At 67.8% G+C, this 22,251-nt stretch carries 11 protein-coding genes and 2 tRNA genes; 3 read left to right on the plus strand and 10 right to left on the minus strand.

All coding sequences use genetic code 11. From position 1 onward, the window contains the following. Window positions 1–5: 5 nt before the first annotated feature. Entirely contained in the window at window positions 6–1,667 is a 1,662-nt protein-coding gene (locus L1080_RS13665) for a bifunctional fumarylacetoacetate hydrolase/alpha/beta hydrolase family protein (protein ID WP_250771479.1), read from the minus strand. A gap of 169 nt (window positions 1,668–1,836) precedes the next feature. Here L1080_RS13665 and L1080_RS13670 point away from each other — a divergent pair, with 169 nt between their 5' ends. Next, complete coding sequence (locus tag L1080_RS13670; RefSeq protein WP_159921505.1) at window positions 1,837–2,508, plus strand: FadR/GntR family transcriptional regulator; 672 nt, start codon at window positions 1,837–1,839, stop codon at window positions 2,506–2,508. A 28-nt stretch (window positions 2,509–2,536) separates the two neighbouring features. Here L1080_RS13670 and L1080_RS13675 read toward each other — a convergent pair whose 3' ends face one another. The 3 genes from L1080_RS13675 to L1080_RS13685 all read right to left on the minus strand — a co-directional run bounded on the left by L1080_RS13675 (window position 2,537) and on the right by L1080_RS13685 (window position 14,724). After that, window positions 2,537–3,838: a wax ester/triacylglycerol synthase domain-containing protein gene (locus L1080_RS13675; protein WP_250771476.1), complete on the minus strand. Its 1,302-nt coding sequence runs from the start codon at window positions 3,836–3,838 to the stop codon at window positions 2,537–2,539. Window positions 3,839–3,880: 42 nt separating this feature from the next. Next, window positions 3,881–14,500, minus strand: coding sequence for a type I polyketide synthase (locus L1080_RS13680; RefSeq protein ID WP_250771472.1), 10,620 nt, complete (start codon window positions 14,498–14,500; stop codon window positions 3,881–3,883). 150 nt (window positions 14,501–14,650) lie between these two features. Further along, window positions 14,651–14,724 (minus strand) — tRNA-Ile (locus tag L1080_RS13685). Window positions 14,725–14,939: 215 nt separating this feature from the next. Between L1080_RS13685 and L1080_RS13690 the strand changes: the two genes are divergently transcribed. Next, entirely contained in the window at window positions 14,940–15,197 is a 258-nt protein-coding gene (locus L1080_RS13690; protein ID WP_284708058.1) for a DUF6480 family protein, read from the plus strand. Here the strand turns inward: L1080_RS13690 and L1080_RS13695 are convergent. Both L1080_RS13695 and L1080_RS13700 read right to left on the minus strand, forming a co-directional pair. After that, entirely contained in the window at window positions 15,138–16,355 is a 1,218-nt protein-coding gene (locus L1080_RS13695; RefSeq protein ID WP_159921499.1) for an AI-2E family transporter, read from the minus strand. The two genes, L1080_RS13690 and L1080_RS13695, sit on opposite strands and share 60 nt — an antisense overlap. Window positions 16,356–16,481: 126 nt before the next feature. Continuing rightward, window positions 16,482–16,554: transfer RNA gene (locus L1080_RS13700), tRNA-Asn, on the minus strand. A 137-nt stretch (window positions 16,555–16,691) separates the two neighbouring features. Between L1080_RS13700 and L1080_RS13705 the strand changes: the two genes are divergently transcribed. Continuing rightward, on the plus strand, window positions 16,692–16,940 hold the full coding sequence (locus tag L1080_RS13705; RefSeq protein WP_109335012.1) for a hypothetical protein: 249 nt from the start codon (window positions 16,692–16,694) through the stop codon (window positions 16,938–16,940). Window positions 16,941–16,953: 13 nt separating this feature from the next. On the opposite strand, the gene dnaG is transcribed toward L1080_RS13705, so the two are convergent. From dnaG to L1080_RS13725, 4 genes are all read right to left on the minus strand, one after another. After that, window positions 16,954–18,885, minus strand: coding sequence for a DNA primase (gene dnaG, locus L1080_RS13710; protein ID WP_250771469.1), 1,932 nt, complete (start codon window positions 18,883–18,885; stop codon window positions 16,954–16,956). Between the two features lie 48 nt (window positions 18,886–18,933). After that, on the minus strand, window positions 18,934–20,139 hold the full coding sequence (locus L1080_RS13715) for a lipase family protein (RefSeq protein ID WP_201453558.1): 1,206 nt from the start codon (window positions 20,137–20,139) through the stop codon (window positions 18,934–18,936). Between the two features lie 78 nt (window positions 20,140–20,217). Beyond that, window positions 20,218–21,492, minus strand: a complete 1,275-nt coding sequence (locus tag L1080_RS13720) for a deoxyguanosinetriphosphate triphosphohydrolase (protein ID WP_250771466.1) — start codon at window positions 21,490–21,492, stop codon at window positions 20,218–20,220. Then, a complete protein-coding gene (locus tag L1080_RS13725) occupies window positions 21,492–22,184 on the minus strand; it encodes a YdcF family protein (protein WP_159921493.1) in 693 nt (230 codons plus the stop codon). The genes L1080_RS13720 and L1080_RS13725 overlap by 1 nt, the downstream gene beginning before the upstream one ends. Between the last annotated feature and the right edge of the window lie 67 nt (window positions 22,185–22,251).

The following is a 22,251-nucleotide window of genomic DNA, read 5'->3' on the forward strand; positions in this document are numbered from 1 at the left end:
GAAGCTCAGGGCTTGTTCAGGAATTCCTGGAGCCGGTTGGTGACAGCACTGGGGTCTTCGAGGGAGTGCCAGTGGCCCACCCCGTCGAGCACGTGCTTCTGGGCGTTGGGGTAGATCGAGAGCAGTTCGTCGTTGACCGTGACCGGGCTGACCTTGTCCTCGTCTCCGGTGAGCAGCAGCACCGGGACCTCGATCGAGGCGAAGTCGGGTTCGACGGCGGCGGCGAGGGCCTCGCAAGCGCTTGCGTAGCCCTCGGGGTTCTGGCCGAGCAGCAGCTCGCGGACCAGGGCCACCGACGTCGGGCGGGTGCTGTGTGTGTGCTGCGACAGCGCTGCTGCGACGATCGTGTCGGCGACGGCGGACATGCCGCCTTCACGGACGGTGCGGGCGCGGGCGCGGGTGGCGGTCTTGGCTGCCTCAGGCTGAGCGCGGACCGCGCCGAGGAGCGCGGCCTTGCTGACACGCTGCGGGTACTTGGCGGCGAAGGTGTTCGCGACCAGGGTGCCCATCGAGTGCGCGACCAGGGCGGTTTGCTCGATGCCCTCCGCGTCGAGCAGTTCGCGCAGCTCCTCGACCCAGTTGTCGATGCTCGCGGGCCCGGCGAACGGGGAGCGGCCGTGACCGGACAGGTCGTAGCGCAGCACGGTGTGGGTTTCGGCGAGCGTCGCGACCTGCGGCTCGTACACGGTGGTGGCACCGCCGAGGCCGTGGATCAGCACGACCGCCGGTCCGCTGCCGGTCTTCTCGACGAACAGCTCGCTGGTCCCGGCCGGGGTGAGGTGGTCCACCGGGGCCGGGATGCCTATGCTGTTGCGCAGCTCGCCCAGGCCGGGGGCGGAGACGATCACCTCGTCGCCCTCGATCAGGTACTTCGGCGGGTCGAAGCCGATACCGACGCCGACCGGGGTGCCGGTGGCGATCACGTCACCGGGTTCGAGGGTGATGCCGGCCGAGAGCGTCTCGATGATGGTGGGCACGTCGAAGATGAGCTGGGCGGTGTTGGTGTCCTGCCGCAGCTCGCCGTTGACGCGGGTCTGCAGCTGCAGGTCGTCGATGTCGATCTCGTCCGCGGTGACGGCCCAGGGGCCGAGCGGGCAGAACGTGTCGAGGGACTTGCCGATGAACCACTGCTTGTGGTCGCGCTGCAGGTCGCGGGCGGTGACGTCGTTGATGAGGGTGTAACCCCACACGTAGTCCATTGCGTCGGCGCGGCTGACCTTGGAAGCGCGCTTGCCGATGATCACACCGATCTCCCCCTCGTAGTCCAGCGCCGAGGTGATATCGGTGTGCGGGTCGACCGGGTCGCCGGACGCGATGACCGTGGCGGCGGGCTTGGTGAAGACCACCGGATACTGCGGCACGTGCTGCCCGTCCGCGGAGCCGGTCGCGTCGAACCCGCTCTTGGCGAACTCGGCGGCGTGCTCGGAGTAGTTCCGGCCGACGCAGAACACGTTGCGGTGCGGGGTGATCGGGGCGAGCAGCTTGCCGCCCTCGGCGGGCGTACTGGCGCTCAATCGGCCGAGTGCGGCCTGGCCGCCGGCGATGATCTCCTGCAGCTCGCGCACTGGGGCACCGGTGTCACCGAACTGCACCGGCAGTGCAGCTCCGTTCGCGTCCACGGCGCAGACGACCGCGCCGTTCTTACCTTGAATCCGCGCGAAGCGCATGAAACCTCCTGTGAAACCAATGTGAACCAAACCGAGTTGCGGTCCGTATTGGTTACGATAGGTCGCGGATGCTGTGATCGTCAACACTCGATTTATGGCAATGTCGGCAGGAAGGCTGTCAACCAAGCCCCTATAATTGGTTCAAATTGGTTCGTCGAGAGGAGTTGTTGTGACCCTGGCTGTGGGACCTACGGCGGCCGCTCTGCGGCACATCGAAGCCGTCGTCGCCGAGCGGCAGTTGGGCCCGGGGGACAAGCTGCCGACAGAGCGGGAACTGGCCGCCGACGCCGGTGTGAGCCGTGCCGTGGTCCGGTCCGTCCTCGAGGACCTCGAACACCGGGGAACGGTGGTGCGTTACGTCGGCCGGGGCACGTTTCTCGCCCCGCGGGAGACCGCCGACCCGGAGACGGCGAACCATCCCAGCCCCAGCGAGATCATGAGCTCGCGCCTGATCCTCGAACCGGAGCTGCTCCCACTGGCGGTGGCCGCGGCGACCCGCGACGACATCGAGGACATGCGGCGCTGCCTGCGCGGCGGGGAGGGCGCCCGCTCCTCGGAAGAGTTCGAGAGATGGGACACCGCGCTGCACCACAGCTTCGCGCTCGCCACCCACAACATCGTCTTGATCGGGGTCAGCCAACTCCTCATCGACAGCCGTCAGCAACCGATCTGGGGTGGCCTGAAGAAGCGCACCTTCAACCCCGAGCTGCACCGCGAATACTGCGGTGAGCACGAGGACATCGTCGAAGCCATCGCGGACCGGGACCCGGACAGCGCCCGCACGGCGATGCGGGCGCATCTACGGCACGTCCGCACGACCCTGCTGGGGGACAACGCCTGACCGCACCCACCGCCGATACGGCGGGCGATCACCCTCCCCCGATCGCCGCCGTGCGCAGTTCCGCGTACGAGTCGTCGATCGCGACCGCGAGCCGGGCGACATCGGGTAGCGTCGCCGGGTCGGTGCAGAGCCCGATCCCGATGCTCCCGGCACACGAGATCGCGGCGATACGGAGGGCGTGGTGCGCGGCCGGCTCCGAAGAGGAGAAGAGATGCTGGACCCGGCGACCGGCAACGCCCACGGGTACGGCCGGGCCGGGAACGTTCGAAATCGACAGGCTGAATTCTCGCGGGCTCCCGGCGAGCCGTTCCACAGCGCTGCCGAGGTGCTTCGTGCGCCCGAGAGCATGGAACAGGTCGTAGAGTTCTTCGGCATCGCCGAGGAGTTTGCGCTCCCTGGTCTCTCGGGCAATCCGGTCGAGCCGCTCGAGCGGGTCGGTCTCCCCGAGCGGTAGATCGATGTTGAGGAACGAGTCCCGATTCCCGAACTCCCCCGCGCTCTCCGTTCGGTGATGGAGGCTGACCGGAACCTGGGCACGAAGTCGCGGAAGCCCCACCGCGCTTTCGCCGAGCCATCGGCGCACCCCACCGGCGACGATCGCGAGGAGAACGTCGTTGACCGTTGCGTGGTCGGGACGTGACTTCCCGATCGACTTCAGCTCTGCCAGCGGGGCGACCGTGAAGGCCACCTCCCGGGAGACACCGATCGGGCGGTCGAAAGGAGAGCGCGACCCGCGCGAGACGAGTTCCCGCCAGACGGCTCCGGGCATCCGCCGGGCCTCGGCGAACCACGAGCGCTTCGCCGCAGCCGAGCGAATGCCCGGGCGCGCCACCTGGCCGGAGTCCGGATACGGGTGCGGATCCCAGAGCACGGCATCGAGGAAGCGGACCGCCGTGATCCCGTCGGCCATCGCATGGTGAATCCGGACCGCGATCGCTTCGCGGCCGTCGCCGAGTGGGCCGATCACGTCGATTGTCCACAAGGGTCGGTCATGATCGAGTCGCTCGGACATCAGCTTGCTGACGGCCCGCCACAGATCTGCCCGCGAGACGCAGGCGGGCTCTGCCAGACGCCGGACATGGTCGCTGATCTCGAAGTCGTCAGCGTCGACCCAGCGCGGCTCCGGTCCCGACGTGTCGACCCGCTGCCTCGCGCGCGGTCGACCGGGAAGTCGCGCCGCTATCGAGGATCTCAGGGCGTCGAGGTCGAGCGGTCCGGTATCCGGCTCGAGGACGATCAATTTCAGCGTATGACCGGTGATTGCCGCCGATTCGAGCGCCAGGATGCGCGCGTCATCGGCGGAGAGCCGATCGGGATCCTCGCTGGCCACTCGTCCGAACCTACCCTCGCTCACACTGCATAGTCCGGCAGTTCACAAACCGCGGTCGATCAAATCGAGGATCTCCTCACTGGTGGCGGCGTGAATCTTGTCGACCGTGTCGGCGTGCGCCTCTTCGGGCGCAGCCACCTCTGCCAGCAGATTTTCCAGCCGTTTCGCGACGGCCGACCGCGCCTCGGTGTCGGTGCCGAGCTCGGCGATGGCGGCGCGAAGTCGGTCGACGTCGGACAGGGCGACCGACACCGGATCCGGAACAAGTTCTCCGCGCAGGAATTCGGCGACGGCACGCGGACTGGGGTGATCGAACACCATCGTCGGCGGCAACCGCAGGCCGGTGGCGGCGCCGAGGTAGTTGCGGAGCGCAACGGCGGCCAGCGAGTCGAAACCGAGTTCCTTGAACGCCTGGTCGGCGTCTACCGCGTCCGGAGAGTCGTAGCCGAGGACGGCCGCAGCCCCACCCCGAACCAGTTCGAGCATCAGGTGCCGCTGCTCGGGCGTCGACCGATCAGCAAGGCGCTGACCCCAATCCGAGGTCCCGGACCCGCTGGATCCGGTCGCCACCGAGTCCGAACCTGCGGCGCGCGGACGCACCTCCCGTATCAGACCACGCAGTGGGGCGGGAACGTACGGAGCGGCCGAACCGGACAGGTCGAACCGAGCGGCCGCCACGGTCGGCACACCGGCGGTCAACGCACTGTCGAAGAGAGCGAGGCCTTCGGCAGCGCTCATCGGAACCATCCCGCTGCGACGGGCACGAGCGAGATCGATCGCACCGAGGTTGTCGGTCATGGCACTCGGCGGTGCCCACATGCCCCAGGCGATCGACAGCGCGGGCCGTCCGAGGGCGTTGCGGTGACGGGCGAGCGCGTCGAGGAACATGTTCGCGGCAGCGTAGTTCGCCTGCCCGGGCGCCCCGAGGACTCCAGCGAGTGAAGAGAACATGACGAACGCGCGCAGATCGCAGGTGACGGTCAGCCGATGCAGATTCCACGCCGCGTCGACCTTGGGCCGCAGCACGGCGTCGAGTCGCTCGGGGGTCAGCGAGGACAAGGTGGCATCGTCGATCACTCCGGCCGCGTGGATCACAGCCGTGAGTGGGTGCTCCTCCGGTATTCGGGACAGCAAGTGGGCAACTGCCGATTCGTCGGAGGTATCGCACGCCACGATGCTCACCTCGGCTCCCTGGCCGCTCAGTTCGCTCCGCAGTTGGTCGCAACCCTCGGCGTCGGGTCCGCGCCGGCTGGTCAACAGCAGGTGCCGGACCCCATGCTCGGTGACCAGGTGGCGAGCGACCAGTGATCCCACGGTGCCGGTGCCCCCGGTGAGGAGAACGGTACCGCGAGAATCGAAGGGCGAGCGGGGATCGAGGGCCGAGGCGGATTCGTCGACGACGCGAAGACGCCGCAGCCGAGGCGCGAGCAAGGTGTTGTTCCGAGCTGCCAGCTGAGGTTCTCCGCTCGTCACCGCCGCGGCAACGGCGGATTCGGCGTCCGATGCATCGTCGAGGTCGATCAGGACGATTCGGCCCGGGTTCTCGTTCTGCGCGGAGCCGACGAGACCCCATACTGCCGCAGCCTCGAGGTTATCGCCTCGGTCCCGACCGTCCTCGGTGACCATGGCATCACGGGTCACGATCACGAGTGAGCCGTCGGCAACCTCGTCGTCGTCGAGCCACGACTGCAGCAGTTGCAGCACCCGAGCACACAGCGCATGGGTCGCTTCCGGCCCGCCTCCGCCCTCGGTGCCACACCCGACGAGCACCGTCCACGGATGTCGGTCGTCTCCGTCGGGCAGCGACTCCCGTGCGGCCCGCAATGCCGCCATATCGGGATAGTTCGGCAAGGTGGAACCGATCCCGTCGTCGCCGAATCCCTCTGCGCCGAGGATGACCGCCGGGCCGAGGGCCGGCTCGGACGCTCCGCCCTCGACCGGAATCCACGTGAGCCGGTGCAGCGGCAGGCTGCCTGCCGAGCGGCCCGCTCCTTCCCTACCGACTGCCCGCGGCACCACTTTCAGCCCATCGATGGTCAACACAGGCGAACCCTCGGGGTCCGCAGTGACGATGCGGTATCGCCCGTCCTCGGTCGTCGAGAAACGTACCGATACTGCCTCCGCACCGACGGTGTGCAGACGGATTCCCGACCATGTGAGTGGCCAGCCGTCGCCTCCGAGGAGGGGCTCGAGCGCTGCCTGCAGCAGCTCCGGATGGATGCCGAAGCCACTGGTGTCGACGCCTTCACCGAGGCGAACTTCGGCATCGTCGTCCGCGGAAACGTGCTGCCGTACCTCCGGTTCGGAGCTGACGACGTCGTCGATGGTCGCCGACGCGTTCCGAACCCAGGTGTCTACGCTGCCGGCCTCACCCACGTTCGACGAAATGGTGACGGTGCGGCCGCCGGTGTCGTTGTTCGGCGACACCAGCACGCGAAGTGAGGCCAGCCCCGACGCCGGAAGGGTCAGTGGGTGGTGCAGCGTGAGTTCGTCGATATGGTCCAGACCGACGTGATGGGCTACGTGCAACGTGAGCTCGACCAGCACTGCGGGCATTACCGTGTGCGAATCGTCGGCCGTAGATGGGCTACCGTCTTCGGCCCGCGGCGGCACGAGCCATGAATCCCGGTGCAGCGAGAGCTGTCCGGTGAACAACGTCGCGTCGTCGTCGAGTGTCACCGCCGCGCCGAGCAGTGGATGATCCGCCGGGCTCAGCCCCAGCTCCGTCGGATCGCCGGCGTTACGCGCCGCCGCGGACGGCCAGAAGGAACGGCGCTGAAATGCGTAGGTGGGCAGAGATACCCGGCTACGACCCGGCATCACCCGCTCCCAGTCGACCGAGACACCCGACACATAGGCCGCCGCGACGACTTCCATGATTTCGTGCGCCTCGTCGCCGCGTCCGGGCAGTGCAGCGAATGCAGTCGGGACGACCTCCGCGGCGTTCGCGGCCAAGGCTGCGCCGGGACCTACTTCGACGAGTCGGGTGACGCCCAGATCGTCCAGGGCCACAATGCCGTCGGCGAACAGCACGGGTTGGCGGATGTGCTGCGCCCAGTATCTCGGGGACGTGAGCTCCTCGGCGGAGGCGATCCGCCCGGTCACGTTGGAGACGACCGGAATTTTCGGTGGCTGCGCGGTCAGCCTCGACACGACGGAGACGAACTGGTCGAGGATGGGTTCCATCAGGGTCGAATGGAAGGCTCGCTCCACCCGCAAGCTCGTCGTCTTCATGCCCGCGGCGGACAGCTCGGTTGCGGCGGCGTCGATGTCGTGCTCGCTGCCCGCGAGCACCACCGACTCGGAACCGTTCACGGCCGCGAGATCGACCCGGCCGTCGAGCTGCGCCACGACGTCGTCCGCGCGTGCCCGTACCGCGATCATCCGGCCCGGACGGGTGGACTGCATCAACCGTCCGCGCTCACCCACCAGGGCGGCGGCATCGGGCAGGCTGAACACTCCCGCGACGTGTGCTGCGGTGATCTCTCCGATCGAATGACCGATCAGGTAGTCAGGGGTGATACCCCAGTCCCGCAGCAACCGGGAGAGCGCGACCTCCACCGCGAACAGCGCCGGTTGGGTGTATTCGGTACTGTCGAGCTTTGCGGCGCCACCGTCGGATTCGTCCCACATCACCTGTCGGACAGCGCTTTCCACATGCTCGTCGAGAGCGGAGCAGACTTCGTCGAGGGCCCTGGCGAACACCGGGTAGGCACCGTAGAGACCGCGGCCCATCCCGATCCGTTGCGCGCCCTGGCCAGTGAACATGAACGCCGTCTTGCCGCGAGAACTCGTCCCGCTGAGGACGTTGCCGCCCGGTCGGCCCAGGGCGATGCGAGCCAGACCGTCGCGCAGCTCGGTCAGCGTTTCCCCGACCACGGCGGCGCGGTGGGAGAAACCGGATCGAGTGGTGGCCAGCGAGTAGGCGAGGTCGGCGGGATCCGGGAGTTCCGCGTCATCGCGATCGAGGAAGGCGGTCAACCGTGCGGCCTGCGCGCGTAGTGCCTCCCCTGTCTTTCCGGAGATCACCCAGACCAACGGCGATGCCGACGGGGGCGAGACCTTCGGCGTGGCCGAGCCGGCCGGCTGCTCCAGGATCATGTGCGCATTGGTGCCGCTGATGCCGAACGACGAAACCCCGACCCGGCGGGGGTGTCCCGTCTCCGGCCAGGCAACCGATTCGCCCAGGAGAGAGACCTCACCCGCCGTCCAATCGACGTGCCGCGTCGGGGCATCACCGTGCAAACTCGGGGGCAGCACCCCGTGCCGCATGGCCATCACCATCTTGATCACACCGGCCACGCCCGCCGCCGCCTGAGAATGGCCGATGTTCGACTTGACCGACCCGAGCCACAGCGGCCGTCCGTCCCGCTCCTGCCCGTACGCAGCCAGCAGTGCCTGCGCTTCGATCGGGTCACCGAGCGTCGTGCCGGTGCCGTGTGCTTCCACGGCGTCGACGTCGGCGGGGCCGACCCCGGCATTGGCCAGCGCTTGGCGGATCACCCGTTCCTGCGACGGCCCGTTCGGTGCGGTCAACCCATTGGAGGCACCGTCCTGGTTGACCGCCGATCCTCGGACGATCGCCAATACCTGGTGACCGTTGCGTTCTGCGTCGCTGAGCCGCTCGAGCACCACCATCCCCGAGCCTTCACTGAGCCCTGTGCCATCGGCCCGATCCGAGAACGGTTTACACCGCCCGTCCGCGGCGAGCCCTCGCTGGCGGCTGAACTCGATGAGAACACCGGGCGTAGCCATCAGCGTCGCTCCACCGGCCAGCGCGAGAGTACATTCGCCGTCGCGCAGCGCCCGCGCCGCGAGATGCATGGCCACCAGCGACGACGAGCAGGCCGTGTCGACGGTGACTGCGGGACCGGTGAATCCGAGAGAGTACGAGATCCGACCGGAGGCCACGCTGTTGCTGGTGCCGGTCATCAGATAGCCCTCGGCATCGACATTGCGTTGGCTCATCAGGTGGAACCCGTAGTCACCGCCCATCATCCCCACGTACACGCCGGTGTCGGTGAGGTCGGGAGAATCGGGCCGTATCCCCGCCGCTTCCAACGCTTCCCAGGCACACTCGAGCAGCAAGCGGTGCTGGGGGTCCATCGCGACGGCTTCGCGCGGACTGATTCCGAAGAATGCGGCGTCGAATTCGTCCCCGTCGTGGAGGAACCCCCCTTCGCTCATGTACGTTGTGCCGCTGCGATCCGGGTCCGGGTCGTACACCTCGTCGAGATTCCAGCCTCGATTGTCGGGATACGCCCCCACCGCGTCGTGACCGTCGCGGACGAGCCGCCACAAGTCGTCCGGGCCGTACACCTTCCCCGGATATCTACACGCCATTCCGACAATGACAATCGGGTCGTCGTCTCTGCGGGTTCGCGCTTTCTGGGTCGGTTGCGGAGCAGCAGAACTGCCGAGAAGTCGCGCGACCAACTCCTGAGTGAGCGCGTCAGCAGTGGGATGGTCGAAAACGACTGTCGCCGCAAGCCGCACGCCGGTGGCAGTGGTCAGTTGATTTCGCAGTTGCACGGCGGTCAGCGAGTCGAAACCGAGTTGCTTGAACGCCCGTTCCGGGTCGATCGCCTCCTTCCCCTCGTGCCCTAGTACGGCCGCAACGTGGGTGGTGACGATATCCAGCACCCGGCTGTGCCGCTCTGCGGGACCGAGTGCCCGCAACTCGTCGGCCAGGCCCGTCGGCGCGTCGGCGGCGGCAGCGCGGCGGTGACGGATACCCAGCACGCGGCGCAGGATGGGCGGCACCGACTCACCGTCGGACTTCGAGGAACGCGCCGACAGCCGTATCGGCACGATCAACGGACGATTGACTGCAAGCGCCGCGTCGAACAGCGCAAGCCCCGACTCCGGGCTGAGGGTGTCGATGCCCGTGCGCTGCAACCGGTCGAGGTCGGCCGCATTGAGATGGGACGTCATCCCGCTCGGACGGTCCCACAATCCCCAGGCCATGGAGATCGCCGGCAGTCCGCGGAGGCGGCGGTGCTGCGCGAGTGCGTCGAGGAAGACGTTCGCCGCTGCATAATTCGCTTGGCCGGCGCCACCGAGCACTCCCGCCGCAGAGGAGAACAGCACGAATGCCGACAACTCGCGGTCGCGGGTGAGTTCGTGCAGATGCCAGGCACCGTCCACCTTGGGACGCAGAACGGCGTGTAATTGCTGCGGGGTCACGGCGGCGGCGGTGGCATCCTCGAGCACACCGGCAGCGTGGATGACGCCGGACAGGTCGGGAATGTCGGCGAGCAGGTCCGCCACAGCTGCGCGGTCGGCCACGTCGCAGGCGACCGCACGGATCTCGACACCCGGCTCGGCAACCTCCTCTCGCAATCGGGCCGCGCTCTCGGCATCGAGGACGTGCCGGCCCGTCAGCACCAGCCGGCGGACCCCATACCGCGCCACGAGGTGGCGCGCGATCAGTCTGCCAATAGTCCCGGTCCCACCTGTGATCATGACCGTGCCGGCCGGACCGAAGGGTGCCGGTCCCGCGTCGGGCGGCGCCGCGGCGGGCGCTGCCGCGGCGAGCATGGGTGCCAGCAGCACCCCTTCGCGGATGGCCAGCTGAGGTTCGTTGCACCCCAGCGCCATGGACAACAGCGCGGGATCGGACAGGTCGGCGGGCTGCATGTCCAGGTCGACCAGGGTGATGCGGTCCGGATGCTCGTGTTGCGCCGCCCCGATCAGCCCCCACGCGGGCGCGGCAGAGATGTTGTCGATCGGTTCGTCGTCGCGGACGGCTACCGCCAGCCGGGTCGTGACCAGTAGATGGGTCTCGGCGAGGCGCTCGTCCCGGAGCCAGGACTGGACCGCCCGGAGGGTCGACTCGGCGACGGCGTGCGCCCGCGTCGGCACGTCCGACTGATCACCCGGTTCGCCGGCCAGCCACAGCACGCGGCCGTCGGGATCGGCTCCGGAGAGCGCCTCCGCGAGGGGCAGCAGCTCGGCCTGGGCCGCAGCGGAGGCACCGACGGGCATCCACTCCACGCGGTAGAGGCTTTCGCCGGCCCCGGCGGGTGCCACCCCGGTTTCTCCCAGCGGCCGGAGCGCCAACGAGTCCGCGGTCAGCACCGACTTGCCGGCGGAGTCGTACGCCGATACCCGATATCGCTCGGGCCCGATGGTGGTGATGTGCACGCGCAAGGCGGTTGCGCCTACCGCGTGCAGTTGCACTGTCCCCCAGGCGAACGGCAGCCGGACGTCGCGTGCGCCGGTGTCTGCGACTCCGAACGCGATAACGTGCAGCGCGGCGTCGAGCACGGCCGGATGAATCCCGTATCCCGCCACAGCAGCGGCCGGGTCCTCTCCGCCCAGCCGCACCTCGCCGAACAGCTCGTCACCGCGGCGCCACGCTGCCCGCAACCCCCGGAACATCGGGCCGTACCCGTAGCCGGCGTCGTCGAGCACTTCGTACAGCCCTCTGACGTCGATCGGTGTGACATCGGCCGGCGGCCACTCCTCTGGGGAGTCGGCGCTGTCCACGTCTGCGGTGAGCACGCCGGTGGCATGCCGGGTCCACGGAGCATCCCCCGACGCATCCGCGGGTCGAGAATGTATCGACACCGTCGAATGGCCGGCCTCGCCGTCGGCGAGCACGCTCACCTGCACGGCCACCTCACCGTCGCCGGGGATCATCAAGGGCGCCTCGATGGTGAGTTCTTCGAGCCGTCCGCACGCGACACGGCTTCCTGCGTGCAGGGCGAGCTCCACGAAAGCCGTGCCCGGCAGGATGACCGTGCCGTTCACCGCGTGATCACTCAGCCACGGAACACGGTGCGGCGACAGCACTCCCGTGAACACAGCGCCACGCCCGTCGCCGAGTTCGACCGACGCACCGAGCATCGGGTGTCCCCCGGTCTCCATGCCCGCCGATGCGACGTCGCCGTGCGGCACCGAACTTTCCAGCCAGTAGCGGCGGTGGTGAAAGGCGTACGTGGGCAGGTCGACCCACTGCTGCCGATCGTCGCGGTGAGCCCACCGCACCCGGTCCCACTCGACGTGCACTCCGTGTACCTGGGCTTCGGCGAGTGCGGCGGTGAACTGGCGCAGGCCTGCATTGTCGCGCCTCAGGGTGCCGATGGCTCGTCCGGCGACGCCCGCCGCCTCGAGCGTTTCCTGCAACGGCACGGTCAGGACAGGGTGGCCACACGACTCCACGAAGAATCGATATCCCTCTGCCACAAGGGCTCTCGTCGCTTGTTCGAATCGAACCGTGCGGCGCAGATTCCGGTACCAGTAGTCTGCGTCGAGCGCGCTGCCGTCCAACGCACCACCTGACACCGACGAGTAGAAGGGAATCTGTGACCGGTGCGGCTCGATCGAGGCCAGGGCGTCGAGAATCGGTTGGCGCAGCACCGAAACGTCGGCGCAATGGGAGGCGTATTCCACCGCGATCCGCCTTGCTTGGACGCCGTCGCCCTGCACCTGCCCGACGAGGATGTCGAGGGCATCGACGGGACCTGAGACCACCGTCGCGGTCGGGCCGTTGATCGCCGCCACCTCGATGGCACCGGACCAGGATTGGATCTTCTCTCGCACGCTGTCGTGCGGCAATGCCAGCGAGGCCATCCCACCGCCACGCCGGGCCGATGCGGCGATCACCTTGCTGCGCGCCGCGACGACCAACGCCGCGTCGGACAGGCTCAGTGCGCCGGCGACGTAGGCGGCCGCGATCTCGCCCTGCGAGTGACCGACCACCGCCGCCGGGTCGACGCCGTGTGCACGCCACAACTGCGCGAGACCGACCATCATCGCGAACAGCGCCGGCTGCACGATATCGACCCGGTCCAGTGAAGCCGGATCTCGATCCCGCAGTACCTCGAGCAGTGAGAAGTCCGTGAATGGGGCAAGTGCGTCGGCACACTCCTGCACACTGTCGGCGAAGACCGGCGAAGAATCCAGTAGCTCTGTGGCCATCCCCACCCATTGCGAGCCCTGCCCGGGAAAGACGAACACCGGCCGGTCGCCGGCTTCCAAGGCCACGCCACTGACCACGTGAGGGCTGGGCACACCTCGGCTCAGCGCGTCGAGGCCGGCCAGCAGCACCTGCGGCTCCGCCCCGATCACCGCGGCCCGGTAGTCGAAGGTGGCACGTGAGCCGAGCAGTGCGCCGGCTACCGCGGCAGGCGTCAGTTCGGGATGGTCTGCGGCGTATTCGCGCAACTTCGCGGCCTGGGTGCGCAGCACGGGTTCGGTGTGCCCGGACACACACCACGCCACGACTTCCTCTGCGGGAGAAGGTGATCCGCTGTTCACCGGCTCAATCGTCGGGGGCTGCTCGAGAATGACATGGGCGTTGGTGCCGCTGATGCCGAACGACGACACCGCTGCCCGGCGGGGCCGATCGACCTCGGGCCACTTCCGTTGCTCGGTGAGCAGCGACACTGCACCGGCCGACCAGTCGACGTGCGGGGTCGGCCGGTCGACGTGCAGCGTCTGCGGGAGAACCCCGTGCTGCATCGCCATGATCATTTTGATCACGCCGGCAACGCCGGCGGCGGCCTGGGTGTGTCCGAGATTGGACTTCACCGAGCCCAGCCACAGCGGCTGGTCGACGGGACGATTCCGGCCGTAGCCGGCCAGCAGGGCCGATGCCTCGATCGGATCGCCCAGCTTGGTGCCGGTTCCGTGCGCTTCGACCGCGTCGACGTCCGCCGGTCCCAGCCCCGCGTTGGACAGTGCCTGCCCTATCACCCGCTCCTGGGCCTGCCGGTTCGGAGCGGTCAGGCCGTTGCTCGCGCCATCCTGGTTCACTGCACTGCCGCGGATGACGGCCAGGATCCGGCGACCATTGCGCTCTGCGTCGGAAAGACGTTCCAACGCCACTATCCCCGCGCCTTCACCCCACGCCGTGCCGTCTGCCGCGGCGGAGAACGCCTTGCACCGCCCGTCGCGGGCCAGTCCGCGCTGGCGACTGAACTCGACGAACACCGCGGGGGTCGACATCACGGTCGCGCCGCCCGCCAGAGCCAGTTCGCACTCACCGCTGCGCAGCGCTTGCATGGCGAGGTGGATGGAGACCAGCGACGAAGAGCAGGCGGTGTCGACCGTGATCGCCGGTCCGCTGAGGCCGAAGCTGTACGCCACCCGGCCGGAGGCAACGCTCATGGCGTTGCCGGTGATGAAGTACCCCTCGAGGTCCTCGGGCGGCATGCCGCCCGCCCGCGCCGCATAGTCGATTCCCGACAACCCGGTGAAGACGCCGACCTGGCGACCATGCATGGACCGCGGATCGATGCCGGCATGTTCGAACGTTTCCCAGCTCGTTTCGAGAAGAAGTCGCTGCTGCGGGTCCATGGCCAGCGCTTCGCGGGGCGAGATGCCGAAGACCTCCGGGTCGAAGCCCGCGGGATCGTCGAGGAAGCTGCCCTGCACCGTGTACGTCTTGCCGGCCTGCTCGGCTTTCGGATCGTAGAGATCCGCCAGCTCCCAGCCGCGGTCCTCGGGGAACTCGGTGACGGTATCGGAACCCGATTCCACCAGGCGCCACAAATCCTGCGGTGACCGCACCCCGCCAGGGAACCGGCAGCCCATTCCGATGACGGCGATCGGTTCGCGACTGACCCCCTCGGCCTCGCGCAACTTCGCCCGCGCCTGATAAAGCTCTGCGGTGACCCGCTTCAAATAGTCGAGGAGTTTCGCCTGATCGGCCATCCGAGATCAGCTCCAATCCGAGAGCCCCCCCGGTCCAGCGCAGAAACCCGATTCTATCCGCGACCACGGCTCGGACGCAGGCGATCGGCTCATCGCTGTGGCAGGGAATTCCGGGCGCCGGTCACGAATTCCGCGCCACAGTGAAAGGGGTGGGGCGGGCGGGGCTCGAACCCGCGACCAATGGATTATGAGTCCACGGCTCTAACCGACTGAGCTACCGCCCCATCGCCGCGGCATGTCCGGACTGCGGCGAGCCGATGTTACCGTGCCGCCGCCGTGAGGTGGCAGGCGGGATGCGGCGCGAATTTCGGGTGTTCCGCGGCGTCGCGTCCTTGTCGCCTTGGGCTTTCGAGTCGCCCCGCTTCGGCTGCCGGTCGTGGCGCTCGGTGTGTGGGATGACTCGGTCGCGGGTACCTCTGCTGTCAGCCGTCGTCGCTACATGATCGCGGTTCGTGAAGGGAGCAAGGTGAGCACTCAGAATCCAGGACCGGACCCGGATGATGCACCCGCACTCGACGAGGGCGGTGGCGTTCCCGCTGGGGATACACCACCCGACGCGGGGCAGACCTCTGGCTTGTCTCATCCTCAACCGATGCCGGGACGCAGTTTGCCGGTGCTCACTTTCGTGCTGGTCGGCCTACTCGTCCTGGGGATCGCGGCCTTTTTCGTCGCGCGCGTGTTCGCGCTGTTCGACTGAGGTGACTGTCGACTGTCCTTGGTCGGTCTGCCCTTCGTCGGACTGCCCTGGGTCGATCGGTCTCTCGTCGGCGACGAGTTCGTAACGTCGCCCGTAGGTTTCGACCAGCGCTTGGATCGCCGCCACCACGGGAACGGAGATCAGTGCCCCGACCGCGCCGAACAGCGACGCGCCGACGATGACCGATCCGAATGCGACCGCAGGGTGGATCGACACCGTCCGCGAGGTGATCCGCGGGTGAAGGATGTAGTTCTCGACTTGCTGATAGACCGTTCCGAACACCACTACCCACACGCCGTCGATCGGCTGGGCCGCCGCCGCGATGATCGCCGGCAGGGCAATGGCGAGATATGTGCCCAGGGTGGGGACGAACTGCGAGACGACCCCGGTCCACAGCGCGAGCGGCAGCCAATAGGGGACGCCGATGATCACGAGGAAGATTCCGGTGGCGACTGCACTCACCGCGGCGAGGATCAGTCGCGACACCATGTATCCGCCGGTCTTCTCGACGGAGATCTCCCAGACCGTGGAGATGACGCGCTGTTGCCGTGCCGGGAACCAGCTCGAAATCGTCCGGCGGAGGGTGGGGCCCTGCGCCGACATGTAGAACACGAACAACAGCAGCGTCAGCATCTGGAACACGACGCCGAGTAGCGAGGACAAGACGCCCAGAACCCCTGGGGTGAAACGCTGCGCAAGGTCGCGGATGGTGTCGGGGGTGAGATGAATCAAGTCGTCGCCAGTCGCGAAATCGGTGTCGAGAACACGATTGGACCATTCGGTGACCGAGGAGAGCGCGCCGGGCAGTGCCTTCAGCAGCTGGGCCAGCTGCTGAGCGAGCAGCGTTCCGAACAGGGCCAGGAAGGCGATGGCCGCGACGAACAGTGCGAACAGAACCAGTCCGGTGGCGGCGCCCCGGCGGACACCCCGAGAGGCCATCCAATCGACGACCGGCTCGATGGTGATGCTGAACAACCACGCGAGGAACAGCAGTCCCAGGAAGCCTCGCAGGTTGTGGAACAGCCAGCCCGACATCTGGTAGGCGGCGACGGCGAGGAGCACGTAGAAGACGGCCGGTCGCAGCCAGCGTGGGGCGTCGCGCGGACCGATGCCTCCGGCTGACCGGGTCCGCTCCGATTGGCCGCCGTCCTCGCTCATCGCACACCCCGCGGTCGTTTGCTGCCGATACAGCGGGAATGTACCCGCCTGGCACGCACACCGATCGGGATTGGCCCGGGACAGCAGAAACCCCCGCCCGGGAAGATCCGGGCGGGGGTTTCGTTGCTCCCCCGGCTGGACTCGAACCAGCAACCGTCCGATTAACAGTCGGAAGCTCTGCCAATTGAGCTACAGGGGATTATTCTGCTGTGCTTCGCCGTTCCCGGCGACGCCTGAGAAACTGTAGCGCATAGCCCTACCCCAGTACCAAATCGGCTGCCTGTCGACGTATCAGGCAGGATGGGGACGGTCGATGTGCACCGGGAGGAAGCGGGAATGATGCGGTTGTTGATCGGTATCGCGGCGGGGTACGTGCTGGGTACGCGGGCGGGACGTGCACGCTACGAACAGATCAGCCGGGCGACGAGGGCTGTGGCCACCAGTCCGGCCACCAAGAAGGTGTTGCAGGTGTCGCGTCAGAAGCTGTCCGATTCGCTGAACACGCAGCCCAAACTCGAGCCGATGAAGCCGATCGACGAGGACACCACGGTGTTCGTCCCCCACGAGCAGTTGAAGAACCGGTGAGCGCCGCAGGCGGTCAGCCGGCCATCCCGTCCCTGGTGGTGTCGCCGATCGCCTGATCGAGGAGGCTGCGGCGGTACTGCTCCAACGCGACGAGGTCGCCGAGGAGCGAGTGGAATTCGTCCGATTCGGTGGCCGGGGAGATGCGCTGGAGCTTGGACTTGAGCTCGGCCACCTGTTCACCGACCCACACCTCTTGCAGGCGTGCGAGCACGCCCGAAATGTATCGGGGCACTCGATCTTCTTCGACGGGGAGCGGCTCGACGGCGAGCTCGGAGACGAGCGACGCCGCTGTGATGTCTCCCACTCCCCGGCTGACGGCGTCGACCCATTCGCCGCCGCCGAGGCCGGCACTGGTTCCACCGGCTGAGATCATCGACTCGCGGATCATCACGTACGCCGGATGGGTGAAGGTCTCGACGGGCAGTGAGTCGAACACCGTGCCGGCGATCGACGGGTGCTGCAGCGCGCTCTTCAGCGCCTCCCGCTGCGCCCACAGCGTGGGGTCGTTGGGCCGGGGACGGGACAGGCCCACCGGAAGCTGCGGCGCATCGCTGTCGTCCCTGCCCGCTTTGCGGCGCGGCGGAGCAGGCACCGAACCCCGCGTCGACGCCCGCTTGCGCGCCTCGTCGCGCACCCGCTGACGAACGGCGGCGATATCGTCCCAGCCCACCCAGCCGGACAGCTGGACGGCGTAACTGTCACGCAGCGTCGCTTCTTTGATCTGAGCCACCACCGGCACCGTGCGGCGCAGCGCCTCCACACGTCCCTCCGCGGTCTCGAGGTCGTGCTCGGTGAGGATCGACTTGACCACGAATTCGAACATCGGTGTCCGGCGCGCCACCAGATCGCGGACAGCCGCGTCACCGGACTTCTGCCGCAGTTCGCACGGGTCCATACCATCGGGGGCGACGGCCACGAAGGTTTGCCCGGCCATCTTCTGATCGCCCTCGAAAGCCTTCATCGCCGCGGCCTGCCCGGCTGCGTCACCGTCGAACGTGTAGATGATCTCGCCGCGAAAATAGCTGTCGTCCATCAAAAGACGACGCAGCATGGCGAGGTGGTCCTCACCGAACGCGGTTCCGCAGGCGGCAACGGCCGTCTTCACCCCGGCGAGGTGCATCGCCATCACATCGGTGTAGCCCTCGACCACGACCGCCTGATGCCCTTTGGCGATGTCGCGCTTGGCGAGATCCAGACCGAAGAGCACCTGAGACTTCTTGTACAGCATGGTTTCCGGGGTGTTCACATACTTCCCCGGCATCGTGTCGTCATCGAAGAGTTTGCGCGCACCGAAGCCGATGACGTCGCCCGACAGGTTGCGGATCGGCCAGAGCAGGCGGCGATGGAAGCGATCGATGTGACCGCGGCGGCCGGCCTTCGACAGCCCCGCCGCCTCGAGCTCCTTGACGTCGAAACCCTTGCCCAGCAGATGCTTCGTGAGTACGTCCCAGCCGTCGGGCGCGTAGCCGCAACCGAACTGCTGCGCGGCGTGCGCGTCGAAGTTGCGCTCCGTCAGGTAGTCGCGGGCCGCCTGCGCGTCCGGTTCCTGCAGACGCGCTGCATAAAATTCCTGGGCGGCCGCATTGGCCGCCACCAGCCGCGCACGAGTGCCGCGGTCGCGTTGGACGGACGTGCCGCCACCCTCGTACGAGATCGAGTAGTTCAGGCGATCAGCCAGCTGCTCGACAGCCTCGACGAAACTGATGTGGTCGATCTTCTGCAGGAACGAGTAGACGTCGCCGCCCTCACCACAGCCGAAGCAATGATAGTGCCCGTGATTGGGCCGAACATGGAACGACGGCGACTTCTCGTCGTGGAACGGGCACAGGCCCTTCATCGAGTCACCGCCGGCACGCTTGAGGGACACGTACTCCCCCACGATGTCCTCGATGCGGGTGCGCTCGCGAATGGCCGCAACGTCTCGATCAGGGATTCTGCCAGCCACGGCACACAGTCTAGGCGCTCCGCCGGGGCCGCAATTTCCGACTCGGAATCAGCAGTTCGACGGCGCCGGAATCCCCGCGAACCGGTCACCGAGGTAGCTGAACGCCGGCCCCACGCCGAGCACGGTGGCGGTGCCGTGGTCGGCGCCCGGGATCACGTCGAACTGAACCCTCGCGCCCTGCGCGCAGTACTTGTCGACGGTCTCGCGTACCGGCCCGATGTTCACCAGCGGATCCGCACTGCCGTGCCAGACGTACATCGGCGTTCTCGGCACGCCCGGGTACAGCTGCACACTGTTCTCATCCATGACCGACCGTCCCGAGGGATCGGTGAGGATGCTCGGACCGTCGGTGAGTTCGGCCAGCGACCTGCCGGCACCGGCAGCCAGGATCGAATCGGTACACAGGTTGCTCATCCGGTCGCGGAGCTCGAGACCCTCGTCGTTGAGGCCGTTTCCCAGGGGCGAGCGCGTCGGGTACTCGCGTTCGAGTCCGATGGCGGCCGCAAAACCCAGACCGAAGGCGTCCGAGGGGGCGCCGCCCAACCGGTCGGCCAATTCGCCGATGTTCACCGGCGTACCGCCCTGGGCTGCGCCCACGATGTTCAGCTCGGGCGAGTAGGTCGGCGCGAGTGCCGCCGCCCAGTTCGTTGCCATGGCACCACCGGAGTAGCCCGCCAATCCGACCGGGCCGGCGCCCAGACCGGTCTGCGGCAGCCGCTGCGCTGCCCGGATCCCGTCGAGGACCAGCCGTCCGCCCAGCTTCGCCGCACCGTATGCGCTGGACGGCCCGAGATGATCGGGCACCGCGACAGCCCATCCGCGCGCGAGGAGAGCGTTGAGGGCCGGTGTCTCCTGCAGTCCGCCGACGAACAGTTGATGCGACGGCGCGCACTGCAATCCGAGCGAATTGACGAACGGCTGGTATGAGACGAGGGGCCGGTTCGCGGGAGCGCCGCGGGGCACGAGCACCGTGGTGACGGCGGCGATCGGGACGCCGGCCGAGTTGGTGGATTTGTACTGGATCTGCCAGGCCTCGGCCGTCGGGAAACCGGTCGCGGCGACGGACCTGCCGGCCAGTACGTCACCGTCGGCACGTGTACCGACATCGGCGGGCGCGTTGTAGAACGGGTCGGGGTCGGCGAACGGATACGCCGGGGCGGCGTGCCCGTTCGGAGCGGCAAGCACAGCGGCGCCGACCGCAACCGCCAGGGCAGCGGACGTCGAGCCGATGATCTTGCGCAGTACAGACTTCATCCGGGCTCCCTGCAGGTGGTGTGAGCGCTCTCGCACCGTATTCGTAGCACCGGAGCAAGCGGATTGGTCCGTTTCTCGTCAGCCCCAGCTCGCTTGCGCTCCCAGGCTGGCCTTGTCGACGCGTTCGAGCCTGCTCTCGGTGTACGACGCGATCTGGTCGACGATCACCCGGACCCGCGCGGAATCGTCGCCGGCCTTGTCCCAGGCCGGCAACAGCAGGGGGTCGAGTCCCGCCGGAGCGGTGGCCAGGAGCCATTCGGCCACTCGGTGAATGCGGTCGCGCTGCCGCTCCTGACGCGCCTTGTGACCGGAGTCGGACATCACGTAATACAGCGCAACGGTTTTCAGAAGGGCCACTTCGGAGGTCACCACCGGGGGGATCACCAGGTCCGCGTCGTACCGGGCCAGCGGCTCGTCCCCGTTGACCTTCCGCGTGCCGCTGATTGCGGCGGTGGCGAAACGGCCGACCAACTCGCTGGTCAGATTCTTCAACGCGACGGCGCTGGTCAGCGTTCCGTCGTAGCTGCCCACCTCCACCACCACAGGCAACAGGCTGAGCCGATGCGCCGCCTCGACGAGATCGTCGACGATCAGCCCAGGGAACTCGGAAACACCCAATTCCGCCAGCGCCCGCTGTTCCACCGGGTCGGCGAGGGCACGCAGATCGATGCGCCCGGCGATCACCCCGTCCTCGACGTCGTGAACCGAATACGCCACGTCGTCGGCCCAGTCCATCACCTGCGCCTCGAGGCACCGACGATTCTCCGGTGCGCCCTCGCGCACCCAGATCAGCACTTCGGCGTCGTCGTCGTAGGCCCCGAATTTGGCACCCGGCCGAGGCCTCGTCCACGGATACTTGATTGCCGCATCCAGTGCCGCGCGCGTGAGGTTGAGTCCGGCGCTGGCGCCCGAGGGATCGAGGACCTTGGGTTCGAGGCTGGTCAGGATTCGCAGATTCTGGGCGTTACCTTCGAAACCACCGCAGCTCGCCGCCACCTCGTCGAGCGCCTTCTCACCATTGTGTCCGTAGGGCGGGTGGCCGATGTCGTGCGCGAGCCCCGCGAGATCCACCAGATCGGGGTCACATCCAAGTCCGTCCGCAATTCCCCGCCCGATCTGCGCGACCTCGATCGAATGAGTCAACCGGGTACGGGGTGTGTCACCGTCCCTCGGTCCCACCACCTGTGTCTTGTCCGCGAGCCGGCGTAACGCCGCGGAGTGCTGCACGCGGGCGCGGTCCCGGGAGAAATCGGAGCGGTGCTGGGCCGCGGCGATCTGGCTCCCCGGCAGACCGGCCCGTTTGGGCGGCTCGGAGACGCGCCGTGCGACGTCGGGAGTCGAGTATCCGGCCATCACTGTCCTGCCGTGTAGGGGAAGTCCGCGGAGAAGTGAGTGAGCTGGTACCAGATCAGGGCCCCGGTTTCACGCGCAATCCCGTGTAGCTGCGATTCACGCGTGAAGACGGCCGGGCCCTGCCGGGTGGGCGCAGTCCAGGCATCGAGTCCGGCGTCGCGCGCCATCGTGCGGGTGCGCAGTGAATGCCAGGGGTCGCTGACCAGGACCGCCGAGTTGATGCCCTGCTCCCCCATGGTTTCGCTGACGGCCTCGATGCTCAGCAACGTGTCGGACCCCTCCTCGACCGCGGTGATGCTGTCGGCCGGGACCCCGCGCGAGATCAGGTAGTTCTTACCCGACGCCGCCTCCGTGTACTCGTCACCCTCCTGCTTCCCGCCGACGGTGATGACCTCGGGAGCCACGCCTTGTTCGTACAGCTTGTAGGCCTGTTCGAGTCGGGCCTCGAACACCGACGACGGGGTCCCCGAGTACTGCGCGGCTCCCAGGACGACGATGGCGTCGGCGCTCGAGCTGTCGTCGATTCGCGCCACCTGCCACACCCGGACTGCCGTGCCGAACACGAGGGCGACGGCGATCAGGACCACTCCGACGATCACCCGGCGGGTCCACCGCGCGAACGTGCCGACGAAACCCAGACGCGCCTCGGCGCGCGGCAGGTCGTGGCGTTCACGGCTCGGTGCAGTATTCACTCCCCGATTCTGCCAGCTGCCGTCGAACTGTCCCGCTGACGACTCGCCACACCGGATAGATTTGCTG

It is taken from the genome of Rhodococcus sp. MSC1_016, from assembly GCF_023667485.2.
Taxonomy (GTDB): Bacteria; Actinomycetota; Actinomycetes; order Mycobacteriales; family Mycobacteriaceae; genus Rhodococcus_F; species Rhodococcus_F oxybenzonivorans.

Bases quoted from the DNA above. Each gene is read 5' to 3' on its own strand.
- L1080_RS13705 (WP_109335012.1), top strand. From the start codon at position 16,692: ATGATGCGGTTGTTGATCGGTATCGCGGCGGGGTACGTGCTGGGTACG.
- L1080_RS13720 (WP_250771466.1), bottom strand. From the start codon at position 21,492: ATGGCCGGATACTCGACTCCCGACGTCGCACGGCGCGTCTCCGAGCCG.
- L1080_RS13715 (WP_201453558.1), bottom strand. From the start codon at position 20,139: ATGAAGTCTGTACTGCGCAAGATCATCGGCTCGACGTCCGCTGCCCTG.
- L1080_RS13695 (WP_159921499.1), bottom strand. From the start codon at position 16,355: ATGAGCGAGGACGGCGGCCAATCGGAGCGGACCCGGTCAGCCGGAGGC.
- L1080_RS13665 (WP_250771479.1), bottom strand. From the start codon at position 1,667: ATGCGCTTCGCGCGGATTCAAGGTAAGAACGGCGCGGTCGTCTGCGCC.
- L1080_RS13680 (WP_250771472.1), bottom strand. From the start codon at position 14,500: ATGGCCGATCAGGCGAAACTCCTCGACTATTTGAAGCGGGTCACCGCA.
- L1080_RS13690 (WP_284708058.1), top strand. From the start codon at position 14,940: ATGATCGCGGTTCGTGAAGGGAGCAAGGTGAGCACTCAGAATCCAGGA.